This window comes from Micromonospora sp. WMMD735 (assembly GCF_049178995.1).
Classification (GTDB): domain Bacteria; phylum Actinomycetota; class Actinomycetes; order Mycobacteriales; family Micromonosporaceae; genus Micromonospora; species Micromonospora wenchangensis.
Genome location: NZ_JBMHMJ010000002.1, coordinates 1,438,598 through 1,453,437 on the forward strand (window position 1 = coordinate 1,438,598; position 14,840 = coordinate 1,453,437).

The 14,840-nt window shown below is 73.9% G+C and carries 13 protein-coding genes; 9 read left to right on the forward strand and 4 right to left on the reverse strand.

Going from position 1 to position 14,840, the window contains the following annotated elements:
• Nucleotides 1-19: 19 nt before the first annotated feature.
• Complete coding sequence (locus ACN268_RS06320) at nt 20-2,032, reverse strand: N-6 DNA methylase (protein ID WP_421482199.1); 2,013 nt, start codon at nt 2,030-2,032, stop codon at nt 20-22.
• 106 nt (nt 2,033-2,138) lie between these two features.
• Between ACN268_RS06320 and ACN268_RS06325 the strand changes: the two genes are divergently transcribed.
• Nucleotides 2,139-3,899 carry a DUF6119 family protein gene (locus ACN268_RS06325; RefSeq protein ID WP_421482200.1) on the forward strand — a complete coding sequence of 587 codons (1,761 nt, stop codon included), beginning with the start codon at nt 2,139-2,141 and terminating at the stop codon, nt 3,897-3,899.
• A 156-nt stretch (nt 3,900-4,055) separates the two neighbouring features.
• On the opposite strand, the gene ACN268_RS06330 is transcribed toward ACN268_RS06325, so the two are convergent.
• Both ACN268_RS06330 and ACN268_RS06335 read right to left on the reverse strand, forming a co-directional pair.
• Nucleotides 4,056-4,370: a hypothetical protein gene (locus ACN268_RS06330; RefSeq protein ID WP_421482201.1), complete on the reverse strand. Its 315-nt coding sequence runs from the start codon at nt 4,368-4,370 to the stop codon at nt 4,056-4,058.
• 9 nt (nt 4,371-4,379) lie between these two features.
• Complete coding sequence (locus ACN268_RS06335) at nt 4,380-5,036, reverse strand: DJ-1/PfpI family protein (RefSeq protein ID WP_421482203.1); 657 nt, start codon at nt 5,034-5,036, stop codon at nt 4,380-4,382.
• A gap of 100 nt (nt 5,037-5,136) precedes the next feature.
• On the opposite strand from ACN268_RS06335, the gene ACN268_RS06340 reads away from it, so the two are divergent.
• On the forward strand, nt 5,137-6,090 hold the full coding sequence (locus tag ACN268_RS06340) for a GlxA family transcriptional regulator (RefSeq protein ID WP_421482204.1): 954 nt from the start codon (nt 5,137-5,139) through the stop codon (nt 6,088-6,090).
• A gap of 33 nt (nt 6,091-6,123) precedes the next feature.
• Here ACN268_RS06340 and ACN268_RS06345 read toward each other — a convergent pair whose 3' ends face one another.
• On the reverse strand, nt 6,124-7,005 hold the full coding sequence (locus ACN268_RS06345; protein WP_421482206.1) for a LysR family transcriptional regulator ArgP: 882 nt from the start codon (nt 7,003-7,005) through the stop codon (nt 6,124-6,126).
• A gap of 69 nt (nt 7,006-7,074) precedes the next feature.
• Between ACN268_RS06345 and ACN268_RS06350 the strand changes: the two genes are divergently transcribed.
• From ACN268_RS06350 to ACN268_RS06380, 7 genes are all read left to right on the forward strand, one after another.
• Entirely contained in the window at nt 7,075-7,668 is a 594-nt protein-coding gene (locus ACN268_RS06350; RefSeq protein ID WP_421482207.1) for a LysE/ArgO family amino acid transporter, read from the forward strand.
• Nucleotides 7,669-7,788: 120 nt separating this feature from the next.
• Nucleotides 7,789-9,162 carry a M23 family metallopeptidase gene (locus ACN268_RS06355; RefSeq protein ID WP_421482208.1) on the forward strand — a complete coding sequence of 458 codons (1,374 nt, stop codon included), beginning with the start codon at nt 7,789-7,791 and terminating at the stop codon, nt 9,160-9,162.
• Between the two features lie 453 nt (nt 9,163-9,615).
• Entirely contained in the window at nt 9,616-10,977 is a 1,362-nt protein-coding gene (locus ACN268_RS06360; RefSeq protein ID WP_421482209.1) for a DegT/DnrJ/EryC1/StrS family aminotransferase, read from the forward strand.
• Nucleotides 10,974-12,146, forward strand: coding sequence for an MFS transporter (locus tag ACN268_RS06365; RefSeq protein WP_363795202.1), 1,173 nt, complete (start codon nt 10,974-10,976; stop codon nt 12,144-12,146). Before ACN268_RS06360 ends, ACN268_RS06365 begins: the two co-directional genes overlap by 4 nt.
• Nucleotides 12,143-13,099: a sulfotransferase gene (locus ACN268_RS06370; protein ID WP_421482211.1), complete on the forward strand. Its 957-nt coding sequence runs from the start codon at nt 12,143-12,145 to the stop codon at nt 13,097-13,099. Before ACN268_RS06365 ends, ACN268_RS06370 begins: the two co-directional genes overlap by 4 nt.
• Nucleotides 13,100-13,104: 5 nt before the next feature.
• Nucleotides 13,105-13,932 carry an SDR family NAD(P)-dependent oxidoreductase gene (locus ACN268_RS06375; protein ID WP_421482212.1) on the forward strand — a complete coding sequence of 276 codons (828 nt, stop codon included), beginning with the start codon at nt 13,105-13,107 and terminating at the stop codon, nt 13,930-13,932.
• 49 nt (nt 13,933-13,981) lie between these two features.
• A complete protein-coding gene (locus ACN268_RS06380) occupies nt 13,982-14,821 on the forward strand; it encodes an SAM-dependent methyltransferase (RefSeq protein WP_421482213.1) in 840 nt (279 codons plus the stop codon).
• Nucleotides 14,822-14,840: the final 19 nt, after the last annotated feature.

A 14,840-nucleotide genomic window follows, 5' to 3' on the forward strand; every position in this document is an offset into this window, starting at 1 on the left:
GCCGCGCCGGTCAGCCGTGTCACCGGGCCGACCCGTCCGGCCGGATCGAACCGGCGGCCAGCCCGTCGGCGGTCAGCCGCACCAGGTCGGCTCCCAGCGACACCGTCTGCCGGATGGCCGACTCGAAGGCGAACAGCCGTTGGACCGTTTCCCCGTAGGCCCGCTGGGCGTCCAGCGGCACCAGGCACACCTGCGCCCGCCGGACGTCGAGCCGCAGCGTCCCCGACAGGCTCGACGCCTGCCGCTCATTCGTCGTCGTGCGGAGCTGCCCGGCCAGGAACCACGGGTCGAGCCGCGTCGGATCGGGCCGCAGCAGATACAGGTTGCGCCCCAGCAGGTCGCCCTCGGCGGTCACCACCCGGGCGGTCAGCTCCCGCGCCACCATCGGCACCACCACGTCCCCGACCGCCAGCGGGACCCGCTGCCCGAGCCGGTCGTCGACCCGCCCGGAGGCGGGCACCCCGGCCAGCACGTCCGACACGGTGAGCACCGGCGGACCGTCGGGCACAACCACCGGCGCGGAGCCGGACGTCCGCCCCGACGAGCTGTCGGCCGGGCCGGAGCGGATCGGGCCGAGCAGTTGGAGCGCGCCGCTGCGTACCAGCTCGCCGACGGTGAGGGTGAGTCCCTGCGGCCCTCCCGCCCCGGGCGAGGCCTGCGGGATCAGTTCCGGCAGCGCGGCGACGACGGCGGTCAGCCGCTCCCGGGTGCGTACCAACTGCTCCCCCGTCACCTCGCTGCCGACTGCCGGTTGCCGGCGCGCGGGGGTCAGGTCGACGTCCTCGTCGAGCAGCTCGATCACCGGAACCGTGCGGGCGAAACCGACCTGGTCGACCTCGTCGTCCGGCGCGGCGTCGAACTCCCGCCACGCGGCCAGCACCCGGGGCGCGGTCTCGGCCAGGTCGCCGCCGGCCGCGTCGACCAGCAGCATCCGGGCCGGGGGTGGCGCGTCCGGCGCGGCCCGCCGCAGCACCCACAGGTGCAGCGGTACGCCGTGCGACCCGGCCGCCCCCGGCGGGAGCGCGATCACCGCACGCAGGTGGCCCCGGCGCAGGAGTTCGCTGCGGATGCGTTTGCCGGCGCGTCGGCTGGCCACGGCGGGCGGCATCAGCAGCACCGCGTGCCCACCGACCCGCAGGTGCGCCAGGGCGTGCTGGACCCAGGCCAGCTCCGGTTCGGTACGCGGGGTGGTGCCGACGATCCAGCGCGGGTCGTGGCCCAGTTCGTCGTCGCCCCAGTTGGTGGCCCCGAACGGGGGGTGGCAGACGACGGCGTCGACCTGTCGGCCGGCGAACGCGTCGGCACGCAGCGAGTCACCGGTGCGCACCTCGCCCGGCACGTCCCGTAGGGCCAGCCAGAGGCCGGCGAGCGCGGCGAGGTCGGCGTCGATCTCCTGCCCGTACGCGGCGGCACAGCCGGCACGGGCGGCGGCCCGCAGGGTGGCCCCGGAGCCGACGGCCGGGTCGAGCACCGTGCCGCCGTCCACGGCGGCGAGCCCGGCCATCAGGTCGGCCAGGTCGTCCGGGGTGGCGAGGGGCCGGCCGGGGCCGGGACCGGAGAAGCACCGCCACAGCTCGTCGAAGGCCTCCGGCGCTCCCCGGTCGTCGGCGAGGGCGTCGATGTCGGCCAGCAGGGTGGCGGGGAGTGGACCCATGGCCGGTTGGTCGGCGGGCCACGGGACGGCTGGCGGCGCCGCGTCGGGCTGTGGCGCACCGGGCGGTGGGGTGGTGTCCCGGGCAGGGCGGTGGTGGGCGAGCAGTCGCATGCCGACGGCGGCGAGGGCGGCGACCGGGGAGCCACCGGCCGCCGCGAGGTGCCGCCAGAGCCGCTCGGCGGGGGCAAGGTCGGGCAGTTTCCCCTGGTCGCGGAGCCATCGCTCGACGTCGGTGAGGGCGAACTCCGGGCTGTTCGCCGAGCCACCCACCGGGGCGGGGAAGTCGGGGTGCCGCTTGCGCCAGTTGCTGACGGCGGCCCGGCCGACCCCGGCAAGCCGGGCGATCTCCGCTGCGGTCATGGTCGCTGTCTCCTGCATTTTCGCAGTGTGCCACAGCCGTCAAGCACCACGTTCATTGACGGCGTTCACATATAATGTTCTCATGTTCACCGCAACACCACGCGAAACGACGAGGAGATCGACGATGCGTCACGCCCAGCACCACCGCACCACCGGTCCGGGCACGCGTCCCGGCGCCCGGGAGGACTCCCGCCGGCCCGGCAACACCCAGCCCCCGCTCTTCGCGCACCCGGTGCCCGCACCGCCGCCCGAGACCTACCTGACGACGGTCTACCGGCTCCGCGTCGATCCGACCGCCACCGGCCTCACCCGGGCGCTCAACCGTCAGTACCTGGTGGACAGCGGCTTCCCGGTCAGCACCCGGCAGGTCGCCGGAGCACCCGCCCTGCTGGTGCACGGCACGGTGCCCCGCCCCCGCGCCGACTGGTGCGACGTCCTCACCGCACTCACCGGCCGCGAGGTCGACCTCGGTCACAGCAGCGGGGGCGGGCTGCTGCTGCTCGCCGTCGACGAGCGGGCGTACGCCCTCGCCTACGGCACGCTGGGCCGGCACATGATCGACCAGGGCGTGGTCGACCCGACGTTCGGCGTCTCCTTCGCCGTCCGGGCGCTGCTGCCCAGCGAGATCCGCCAGGTCCGGCGGCGGATGATCGGCACCGCTGGACGGGTCGACCGCAGCCTCGTCCCGGCCGGACAGCCCATCCGCAAGTTCGGCATCGACAAGTGGGGCGAGATCGTCGGCCAGCTCAGCGGACCAACCCACAACCCGAACCTGACCGTGTGCCGCCGCACCGGCCGGCCCACCCGGATCGAGGGCGGCGACGCGCTGCGCATCCACCTCGCCGTGCAGCCCACCGGGCTGCTCGCCGACCTGCGGGAGATCGACCGGGTCTGCCGGCAGGTGTCCCCGCTGGCCGACCTCGCCTTCGTCACCCAGATCCGGCCGGTCTCCCCCCGCGACCCCCGGCTGCCCGCGCTCACCGCCGAGCTGGACGCGCGGCTGGGCCAGCCGGATCCGGCGCAGCTCGGGGTGGCCGTCCCCGGCGGTCTCGTCGACAACATCGAGGCGGTGCGGTCCTACCGGATCCAGGTCCCGAGGTCCGGGCGGCGGACCTCGCTCGTCGACGAGCTGAACCTGCCGGCCCTGCTGGCCCACACCCGTCGGGTGCCCGCCGGTGACCGGTGGTCCGGGCTCCAGCGGGGACGGATCACCCTGCACACCGACGAGCGCGGCACCGAGGAGCTGCTCTCGACGCCGGCCTCCCGCTGGATCACCGCCGAGGTGGCGGTCGGCACGAGTCACCTGCTGCTGCACGAGGGCGGCTGGTACGAGATCGGCGACCGGCACCGCGAGTTCCTGCACCAGGAGATCGCCGAGATCCTGGCCCGCCCCTGTGGCATCGCCCTGCCGCCGTGGACGCCCGATCTTCCCGACGAGGACGCCTACAACCGGGCCGCCGCCGACCGCGACCCCCGTCTGGTCCTGCTCGACAAGAAGCTGCTGCGCACGGCCCAGCACCGGCGCGGCATCGAGGCGTGTGACCTGCTCGGCCCGGACGGCGAGCTGATCCACGTCAAGCGCGCCTCCGGCAGCTCCCCGCTGAGCCATCTCTTCGCTCAGGGTGCCGCCTCCGTGGACGCCCTGCGTTACGAGGCGGACGCCCGGGAGCGACTGGCCGAGCTGGTCCGGCGGCAGCCCAATGGCCGGGAGATCGGCGCGGGCTTCCGCCCCCGCAAGGTGATCTACGCGATCGCCCTGGGCAGCGGCCGGCCGGTCACCGTCGGAACGCTGTTCACCTTCGCCCAGGTGGCGCTCTACCGGGCGGTGAAGGCGCTGCGCACCGAGGACGTCGACGTCGAGGTCGTCGGCATCCCCGCCGCCTGATCCACCTCCCACCATAAGACCGACTTCAGGAGGCACGTGATGAGCTTCGACGGATCTCCCCCCGTTCTGCCGGGTCGCCCCCCGAAGATCATCGGTCCTGGTCCCGGGCTCACCCCGCCGACCCGGACAAGCCCGTCATGCGCAGGACGGTGGTCCTCAACTGCCGGCTGAACGGCGGGTGCCGGTGACCACGGTGCGGGGCAGCCGACCCGCGCGGGAGTGACCGGCCAGGGTGTCGCCGTCCACCAGCACGTCGAAGTCGAGGTGCAGGCGCATCGGGCGGGTCACCGACTGTCGCCAGGTCACCCGGGCGTCGGCGCAGGTCACCGCCGTCAGCGCCACGGTTTCCGCCGCCGTCGACGCGGTGCCGGCGGGCACCCCGCCGGTGTCGTGGAAGACGTAGGTGGCGCGGAGCGTGCCGATGGGGGTCTTCAGGCTGACGTCCCAGGTGCCGATGACGGGGTGTGCCACCGTTTCTCCTCAGACCGGGACGGGAAGGTGGCCGGCGGCACGCCACACGGTGCCGCGTCGCTCGTAGGCGAAGAGGGTTTCCACGGCGTGCGCGACCCGGGGGCCGAACTCCCGTTCCAGGATGTGCAGCCCGAGGTCCAGGCCGGAGGTGACGCCGCCCGCGGTGACGAGGTCGCCGTCGTCGACGACCCGCGCCGGCACCGCGTGTACGCCGGTGGCGTCGAGCACGTCCATGCCGAGGTGGTGGGTCACCGCGTGGCGGCCCTCGATCAGGCCGGCCATGGCCAGGGCGAGCGACCCGCCGCAGACGGCCGCCACGGTCACGTCGGGGTTGTCGAGGGCGGCGCGCAGCAGCGGTACGGCCGCCGAGTCGGCGAACCGGGCCAGCAGCACGGGGATGGTCACCACGCCCTCGTCGGGGTCGCCGGTGCTCGGACCGCTGGCACCGGGCACCACGACGTAGCCCGGCCGGGTCGGGTCCAGCGGCGCGGTCGCCCGCAGCGTCAGGCCCCGGGTGCCGCTGACCACCTCCCTCGGGCCCTGCGCCGAGACGAGTTCCACCGTCAGTGCGCCCCCGACGGTGTCGCCGCCGGCGGCGAGGACCTCGAAGGGCGCGATGACGTCGAGCGGGTCGAACCCGTCGAACAACACGATCTGTACCAACATGCCACCGATCCTCGGCCTCGCCGCCCGACCCGGCCAGTGGCAGGATTGCCATCGTCCGACTGTTTCTTGCCGTGCGTCGTCGCTTCCGGGAGGTGCCACCGTGCACACCGTGCTGGTCCTGGCGCTGCCGGGCACTATCGCGTTCGACCTGGCCACCCCGATCGAGGTGCTGGGCCGGGTGCGGTTGCCGGGCGGCCGGGCCGGCTACCGGGTGCTGGTCTGCGGCAGCGGGCCGGTCGTCGACGCCGGCCCACTGCGGCTGGCCGTCGACCACGGCCTCGACGCGCTCGCCGACGCCGACACCGTCATCGTGCCCGGCCGCTACGACCCGACCGCGCCGGTGCCCGGCGCGGTGTTGGACGCGTTGCGGGCGGCTGCCGCCGCCGGCGTCCGGATCGCCTCGATCTGCGTGGGCGCGTTCACCCTGGCCGCCGCCGGGTTGCTCGACGGCCGGCGGGCCACCACGCACTGGGCCGCCGCCGAACTGTTGCAGGCGACGTACCCGGCCGTCCGGGTGGACCCGGAGGTGCTGTACGTCGACACCGGCCAGTTCGTCACCTCCGCCGGGGCGACCGCGGGCGTGGACATGTGCCTGCACCTGGTCCGCCGGGACCACGGGGCGACGGTCGCCGCCGACGCGTCCCGGCAGGCCGTGGCCCCGCTGCACCGCGACGGCGGGCAGGCGCAGTTCATCGTGCGTCCCGGCGTGGACCCCGCCGGGGTGGGTCTCGGCCCGGTCCTGCAATGGTGGGAGTCGCACGCGGACGAGCGGTTGACCCTGACCGACGTGGCCGCCCGGGCCGGGCTCAGCGTGCGTACGCTCAACCGCCGTTTCCACGAGGAGACCGGCCGTACCCCGATGCAGTGGATCGCCGCCGTACGTATCCGCCGGGCGCAGGAGCTGCTGGAACGCACCGACCACGGCGTCGACCGGATCGCCCATCTCGTCGGTTTCGCCTCACCGGCGCAGTTCCGGGTCCAGTTCAAGCGGCTCAGTGGAGTGTCGCCGCAGGTGTACCGCAGGACGTTCGTCGCCGGGCGGGCGACCGGCTGAGCGGAGTCCCGCCGGGGTCCGCCCCGCTCACCGTCAGCGCAGTGCGGTGCTGGCGGCGGCCCGGACCGCCGCCGTCAGCGCCGCCAGCGCCGTCGACTCCAGTCGCCAGTACTGCCAGTACAGCGGCACGTCGAGGTGCCGGCCGGGGGCCGGTTCGACGAGGCGGCCGGCCGCGAGGTCGGGGCGGGCGACGGTTTCGGGGAGCAGGCCCCAGCCGAGGCCGAGCCGGACCGCCTCGGTGAAGGCGGCCGTCCCCGGCACGAAGTGCGTCGGCGGGTCGATGTCGCGGCGGGTGAACGCCCGGGCGAAGCGGTGTTGCAGGGTGTCCTTGCGGTCGAAGCGGATCATCGTCGCGGTCGGGAACACGGTGGTGGGGTCGCGGTCGGCGAAGCATGCGGCGTGCAGGGTGGGTGCGGCGACGGCGAGGTAGCGCATCGCGCCGAGGCGCAGCACCCGGCAGCCCTGCACGGCGACGCGTTCGGTGGTGACCGCCGCCATCACGGTGCCGTCGCGCAGCAGCCGCGCGGTGTGCCCCTCGTCGTCGGTGTGCAGGTCGACCAGCACGTCGGGCACGGCGGTCAGGGCCGGCAGGAACCAGCCGGCGAGGGAGTCGGCGTTGACCACGACGGCGACCCGGGTGCGGGTGCCGTCGCCCAGCGTGCCGCGCGCCGTGTCGAGGGCCTCCTGTTCCAGCAGCGCCACCTGCCCGCCGAGGCGGACCAGCGGGGCACCGGCGGCGGTCGGCACGCACGGCCGGGTGCGGCGGACGAGCACCTGCCCGACGGCCTGTTCGAGGGCTTTAATGCGCTGGCTGACCGCCGACGGGGTGACGTTCATCGCCCGTGCGGCGGCGCCGAAGCTGCCGTGGGTGACGACGGCCTGGAACGTCGCCAGCTGGACCGGGTCGAGCGACATAAGCGATTCTAACGGTGATGCAGATTCTTTAGCTGGAGTGCAGGAGGCGGCCGTCCTAGCGTGGCCGTCATGGGTTCCGTGCTCGCCGGTTTCGGCTTCTCCCTCGCGCTGATCGTCGCCATCGGGGCGCAGAACGCCTTCGTGCTGCGCCAGGGGCTACGCCGGGAGCACGTGCTGCCGGTGGTGGCGATCTGCGTGGCCGCCGACGCCACCCTGATGACCGCCGGCATCGCCGGCCTGGGGGCGGTGCTGACCGCGACGCCTGCCGTCCTGGTCGCCGTCCGCTGGGGTGGCGTCGCGTTCCTGCTCGGGTACGCGCTGCTGGCCGCCCGCCGCGCGCTGCGCCCCGCCGCCCTCAGCCCGTCGGACCGCCCTGCGGCCACGTTGCGGGCGACGATGCTGGCCTGCCTGGCGTTCACGTTCCTCAACCCGCACGTCTACCTCGACACGGTGGTGCTGCTCGGCACGGTCGCCCACCGGGACCCGAACCGGTGGGCGTTCGGTGCCGGCGCGGCGGCGGCGAGCCTGGCCTGGTTCACCGCGTTGGGCTTCGGTGCCCGTCGGCTGGGGCCGCTGCTCGCCCGGCCGGCGGCGTGGCGGGCCGTCGACGGGACGATCGCCGTGATCATGGTGGCCGTCGCCGTCTCGGTCGCCACCGGCTGAACGGCGGCCGGCAGAGGCACCACTCTGCTGATCCGGCACCGACGCGGGCCCTCCGGGCGGACCTCGGGACCGTAGGATCGACATCCTTCAACCCGTGATCCACTTTGGAGGGAACCGCGCATGACGGGTCCACTCGCCCGGCTCCGCACCGCCGCCCGACTGATGCTCGCGACCGCCGGCGTCGCGGCGCTCGCGCTCGCGGGCGCCGCCGCCGTCGTGACCACCCCGGCCCGGGCCGCCGGGCCCCGGCCGAACTTCCAGATGCCGGTGCCCTGCGGCGAGACCTGGCGGATGGCCACCTACTACGGTCACGACGACTACGACATCGACCTGACCTTCACCGGCGGGGCCAGCAACGGCCGGCCGATCCTCGCCTCCGCCAGCGGCACCGTCTCCTTCGCCGGCTGGGGCAGCGGCGGCGGCTGGCACGTGATCATCGAACACGGCGGCGGGTGGCGGACGCTCTACCTGCACATGATCGAGACGCCGATGGTCGCCGCCGGCCAGGGGGTGTCGACCGGCCAGCAGCTCGGCCGGGTCGGCAGCACCGGCAACTCCACCGGCCCGCACCTGCACTACGAGCAGGTACGCGACGGCGTCAAGACCGAGTCGTACTTCAACGGGGTGCCCTCCGGCATCGCCTCCGACGGCAGCCCGTCGACCGGCCCGCTCTACATCTCCGGCCCCACCTCCCCGGCCCGGAACATGACCAGCCAGAACTGCGGCCAGGCCGCCAACCGCCAGGTGTACGAGTCGGGCAGCCACAGCGGCTGGCAGATGCTGCCGGTCAACAGCATCACCGGCTCGGCCACCGCGGCCATGGTCATGGGCACGAACAAGCTGCTCTACACGGTCAACAACGGCCTGGTGTACGAGGCGTCCAGCGACACCGGCTGGCGCAACCTGTGGACCGGCATCTCCGACGTGAGCAACAACGCCCTCGCCGTGATCAACGTGGGCGGCGTGAAGTACATCTACACCGTGGTCGGCGGCTGGGTCCACGAGGCGTCCAGCGCCAACGGCTGGAAGAACCTGAACACCGGCATCTCCGGGGTCAGCCCCAACGCCCTGGCCGCCATCAACCACAACGGTGTGAAGATCATCTACACCGTGGTCGGCGGCCTGGTGCACGAGGCGGCCAGCAACAACGGCTGGCGCAACCTGTGGACCGGCATCTCCGGCGTCAGCGACGACGCCCTCGCCGTGATCAGCATGGACGGCGTCAAGTACATCTACACGGTCGTCGGCGGCTGGGTGCACGAGGCGAACAGCATCAACGGCTGGCGCAACCTCAACTCCGGCATCTCCGGGGTCAGCCCCGACGCCCTGGCCGCGATCAGCTTCAACGGTGTGAAGATCGTCTACACCGTGGTCGGCGGCCTGGTGCACGAGGCGGCCAGCAACAACGGCTGGCGCAACCTCAACTCCAACGTCCGGGGCACCGCCGTCTCGGCGACCACCGTCACCGGCGTGAAGGTCCTCTACACCGTCTGAACGTCGCCTCCGGCAGGCTCATCGGCCCGGGTGCCACCCGTCGGCGGCACCCGGGCCACGCCGTACCTCGACCCGGTGCCGCGCACGTCGGGCACCGGCCCCGCACGCACGGTAGGAGGCCCGGTCCCCACCGACGGCGCATACCGGCAGGCCGGGGCGTTGCGACCCGGCGGAATGCCCGACATCAGCCATTCGTAATGGTCACTGTGCGCCACCACGGTCACCGCCGACTGGCCTCAACGCTTGTTAAGTCTGCGATCATTCCCGGCACATGGTTGACGACCCGCAGCCCGAGGGCAATCATGTTGTTCACCGGATTCCCGGCCCGCGCACATGTCGGATCTGGTAGTTGTTCCGGCGTTTCGACGCGGTTGCCCGCGAGGCGGATGCCCCGTGCGCAATTCCCTGTCGACCCAGTCGGGAAAACTGCCGCAGGCAGTCAGGAGCACACCGGTGAACGGGAACGACGAAGATCCCGCGCCGACCCGGCCCCGGCCGGCTTCACACGGCGCTGAGCTGCACGAACAGCTTGCACTGCACGGTGGCGCACCGATCCGCCACGCTCCCTGGCCCACCTACGACAAAGGCGCGGTACACGTCTGCGCCGACGATGAGGAAGCGGCGATACGCGCTATCCGCAGCCACCTCTACTTCCGTTACGACCATCGCACCGAGGCGGAAACGGAGTGCGGGCAGTTCGAGGCGGAACTGTGCCGTTATTTCGGTACCCGGCACGCCCTCGCCGTATCCAGTGGCACCGCCGCGCTCGCCCTGGCGATCATGGGTGCCGCCGTTCCGCCCGGTTCATTGGTGGCCTGCCCGGGATTCACTTTCGTGGCCACCCCGAGCGCCATTGTGCTGGCCGGGTGCCGACCATTCCTGGTCGAGGTGGACGACGACCTGCGGATGGACCTCGACGACCTGCGCCGCCGCTGGCGACCGGAGATCAAGGCGATCCTCGTGGTGCACATGCGCGGTTTCGCCGCCGACGTCGCCGCGCTGGCCGCCTTCGCCGCCGAGATGGGCGTACCGCTGATCGAGGACGCGGTGCCCGCGCTCGGCGCCGAACTGCACGGCCGCAAGCTCGGCACGTTCGGCGTGGCCGGGGCGTTCAGCACCCAGTCCGACAAGGCGCTCAACTGCGGCGAGGGCGGCTTCCTGGTCACCGACGACAGCACCCTGTTCGGTCGGGCGGTGGCGCTGTCCGGGGCGTACGAGGGGCGGCTGCGGCGGCACTTCCCCGGCACCGAACCGCCCGTCGACGGGCTGGACCTGCCCCTGCTCAGCCTGCGGATGGACGAGATCCGGGCCGCCCTGCTGCGCGCCGAACTGACCCGGCTGCCGCAGCGACTGGCCCTGTTCCACCGCAACTACGCCCAGGTCAGCGGCGCGCTGGCCGATCTGCCGGGGATCGCGATCCGCAACCCGGTCGCACCCGGGGCGTACCTCGGTGAGGCGTTCGTGTTCCGGGTGCCCGGCGGCGACGCCGGCTGGTTCACCCGCGCCCTGCGCGCCGAGGGCATCGACGCCCGCAACATCGGCGCGGACGACGACCTCAACGTGCGGGCCTTCTGGAACTGGCGGTTCGTGTACGACGACCGCGACCCGGCCCGGATTCGGGCCACCCTGCCGCGCACCGCCCGGCTGCTCGCCGAGACGGTCGACGTGCCACTGTCGTCCAGTCTGACCCCCGACGACTGCGACCAGCTGATCCGCGCGGTCCGCAAGGTCGCCGCCGCGGCGGGGACGCCCGACGGCACGGCACCGGACGGGTCGCTCCCGGCGGCCGTCGGGGTGGAGCCGGTGCGGGCATGACCACCGCCCCGACCCGGGACACCGCCGTCCCCCGGCTGGCGATGGTGGGCATCTTCGGTGGTCTCTTCGCCGGCTACCTGGGGCTCACCGCGGTCATCCCGGTGCTCCCGGCGTTCCTGCGTGACCGGCACGACGCCGGGGACTTCACCGTCGGCCTGGTGGTCACCGTGACGGCGGTGACCGCGCTGCTGGTCCGTCCGGTCGCCGGCGCGCTGGCCGACCGGTACGGCCACCGCACGGTGATGCTGACCGGGGCGCTGGTCGTCGCCGCCGGGGGCCTGCTCTACCTGCTGCCGTTGGGCGTGCCCGCGCTGGTCGCCGTGCGGCTGCTGCTCGGGGCCGGTGAGGCCGCCCTGTTCACCGCCGGTGCGGTGTGGACGGTGGCGCTGGCCCCGCACCACCGGCGTGGCCAGCTCATCGGCCTGTACGGGGTGAGCATGTGGGGCGGCATCTCCGCCGGCACGTTCCTCGGCGCGACCCTGCAACAGGTCTCCTTCACCGCGGTGTGGGTGCTCAGCGCGGCCGCGCCGCTGCTCGCCGCCGGCCTGGTCGCCGTGGTGCCGACGCCGCCCCGGACCGCCCCGACGGGCGGTGGCGGCGGCCTGCTGCTGCGCCCGGCGCTGCTGCCCGGGATCGCGCTGACCTTCGGGGCCGCCGGTTACGCCGGGCTCGCCGCGTTCGTGGTGCTGCACCTCGACGCCCGCGACATCGGGCACGGGGTGGTGGTGCTGAGCTGTTTCAGCGCCGTCTACGCCGGCACCCGGCTGGTCATCGGGCACCTGCCCGACCGGCTCGGCCCGCGTCGGGTGGCCGCCTGGTGCGGGGTCGGTGAGGCGGTCGGGCTGGCGGTCGTCGCGGTCGCCCCGAACCTGCCGGTGGCCGTGGCCGGCAGCGTGGTCATGGGGGTCGGCTTCTCGCTGCTGCACCCGTCGCTGGCGCTGATGGTGATGGACCGGACCGACCCGGCCCGGCAGGGCGCGGCGATCGGCGCGTACACCTCGTTCTGGGACCTGGGGCTCGCGGTGTGGGGGCCGGTCACCGGCCTGGTCGCCGCCGGCTTCGGCTACCCGGCGGTCTTCGTCGTCGGCGCGGCCTGCGCGCTGGTCGCGGCGGCCCTGGCGGTACGCATCGGCCGCCCCACTACACCCACGGAGGTACCCGCCGGATGAGCGAGCCGTTGACCGTCCTGTGCATCACCGGCTGGTGCCGCAACGGCAGCACCATCATCGGCAACGTCCTCAACGAGGTGCCCGGCTTCTTCCACGTCGGTGAGCTGCACTTCCTGTGGAAGAACGCCACCGGCCGGGGGGTCAACGACCGGTGCGGCTGCGGCGAGGCGTTGACCGGCTGCCCGATCTGGTCGACGGTGCTGCCGATCGGCCGGCCCGCAGGGACCTCCCCGGACGCGCACGCCGCGACGGTGATCCGGCGGCAGTGGTCCCGGGTGCGTACCCGGCACACCTGGCGGGTGCTGCGGCGCGGCCTGCACGACGACGAGATCCGCGCGCACGCCGACCTGATGGGCCGGGTCTACCACGGCATCGCCGACCGGACCGGGGCGCGGGTGATCGTGGACACCACGAAGATCCCCGGTGAGGCGGCGCTGCTGGCGCACCTGCCCGGCATCCGGCCGTACTACGTGCACCTGGTCCGCGACCCCCGGGCGGTGGCGCACTCGTGGCGGGAGCCGAAGCAGTACGTCTACGCGATGTCCGCCGCCCGCAGCACCGGCTACTGGCACGGTTTCAACCGGGCCGCCGCCGCGATCACCCGCCGGTACCCGGACCGGTCGATGTTCCTGCGTTACGAGCAGTTCACCGCCGACCCGGCCGGCACCGTCGACGCGCTGCTGCGGTTCTGCGCCGCCGACCCGGCCGGCAACCCGGTGCGCGGGCGCACCGTGCACCTGCACACCAACCACACGGTCACCGGCAACCCGGACCGGTTCCGCACCGGACCGACGCTCATCCGGGACTCCGACGACGGCTGGCGACGCACCTTGTCGCCCCGCCGGCGGTGGGCCGCGACGGCGCTGGCCTGGCCGCTGTTCGGCCGCTACGGCTACCGCTCCCCCGGCCCCGCCCCGGCGACGGTCGGCAGCACATCGGACAACGGGAGGTAACGGGCGTGGATCTCGGGCTGAAGGGGCGGGTCGCCCTGGTCGCGGGCGGCACCAGCGGCATCGGGTTGGCCTGCGCGAAGGAGTTCGCCGCCGAGGGCGCCCAGGTGGCGATCTGCGGACGCGACCCGCAGCGGCTGGCCGCCGCACAACGGGAGGTGGCGCAGGTGGCGACCGGTCGGGTCAGCGCCACCAGCGTCGACCTCACCGACCCCGACGCGGCCCGCGACTGGGTCGACGCGGTCGCCGCCGACCTGGGCGGGGTGCACGTACTGGTGGCCGGGGGCGGCAGCCCGCCGGTCGGCACCGCCAGCGGCTTCGCCGTCGACGACTACCGGGCCGCCGTGGACCGGGTGCTGCTGCCGGCGGTGGCGCTGGCCACGGCGGCACTGCCGCACCTGCGGGCCGCCGGCTGGGGACGACTGCTCTTCGTCGCCTCCGAGACCGCCTGCGTGCCGATCGGGCCGCTGGTGCTCTCCGGGGTCACCCGGGCGGCGCTGGTCCGGTTCGCCCAGGGCCTCGCCGTCGACGTGGGCCGCGACGGCATCACCGTCAACGTGCTCGCCCCGGGCGGGGTGCGGACCCCGCCGATGGAACGCGCCGCCGCCCGGCTCGCCGCCGACGGCGACGTGGAGGACCAACTGGCGGCGATGGGCCACCACAGCGCGGTGGGCCGGCTGGCCCGGCCGGACGAGGTGGCCGCGGTGGCCGCCTTCCTGGCCAGCGAGCGGGCCTCCTTCGTCACCGCCGGGGTGCACCTGATCGACGGCGGGGCCGCCGCGACCGGCCCGGAGCTGCCCCACCTGACCGGCGTCGGCCGGGACACCTACTCCTGACCCCACCCCCACACCCCCGCCCGCCCGCCCGCGCACGAAGGAGTGCCGCATGTCCACGACCAGCCAGTTCACCGAACGGGACGTCTCCGAGTTCTTCGACCAGACCACCCAGACGTACCTCAGCTTCTGGGACAGCGAGGGGGTGCTGCACACCGGCTACTTCGCCGACGCCGACGACACCGACTACCCGGCGGCGGCCGACCGGACGTCGGACATCCTCGCCGCCGAGGCCGGCATCGACGCGTCCTCGACGGTGCTGGACGTCGGCTGCGGCTGCGGCAACTTCCTGCTGCGGCTGGCCGGGCACACCGGCTGCCGGGGCGAGGGGCTGGACCTGAGCATCGAACGGGTCCGCTTCGCCCAGACCAAACTGGCCGAACGCGGGGGTGGCCTACCGGTCGCCTTCCGGCACGGCTCGGCCACCGCCATGCCGTACGCCGACGGCAGCTTCACCCACGTGGTCAGCCAGGACGCGCTGTTCCTGGTGCCGGACAAGGCGCGCAGCCACGCGGAGATGTTCCGGGTGCTCACCCCCGGCGGGACGCTGGCCGTCACCGACTTCCTGCAACCCGTCGCCGAGGTCGGCGCGGCGGCCCGCCGGCACGTCTACGACCGGGTGCGATGGAGCAGCGGCTACTCCCTCGACGGCTACCGGGAGGCGTTGACGGCGGCCGGGTTCGAGGTGACCGTCGCCCGCAGCCTCGACACGCACATCCGGCAGACGTACCGGGTGCTCGGGGAGACCGCCCGGCAGCGGGCCGCCGCGAGCGACGACGAGGCGGCCCGGCGGTGGATCCTCGGCTTCGCCGCCTCCTGCGACGAGATCCAGGCGGCGATCGACCGGGGCGAGTTCGGCTGGGGCATGTTCGTCGCCCGCAAGCCGGCCTGACCGGCCGCACCGACCCGCG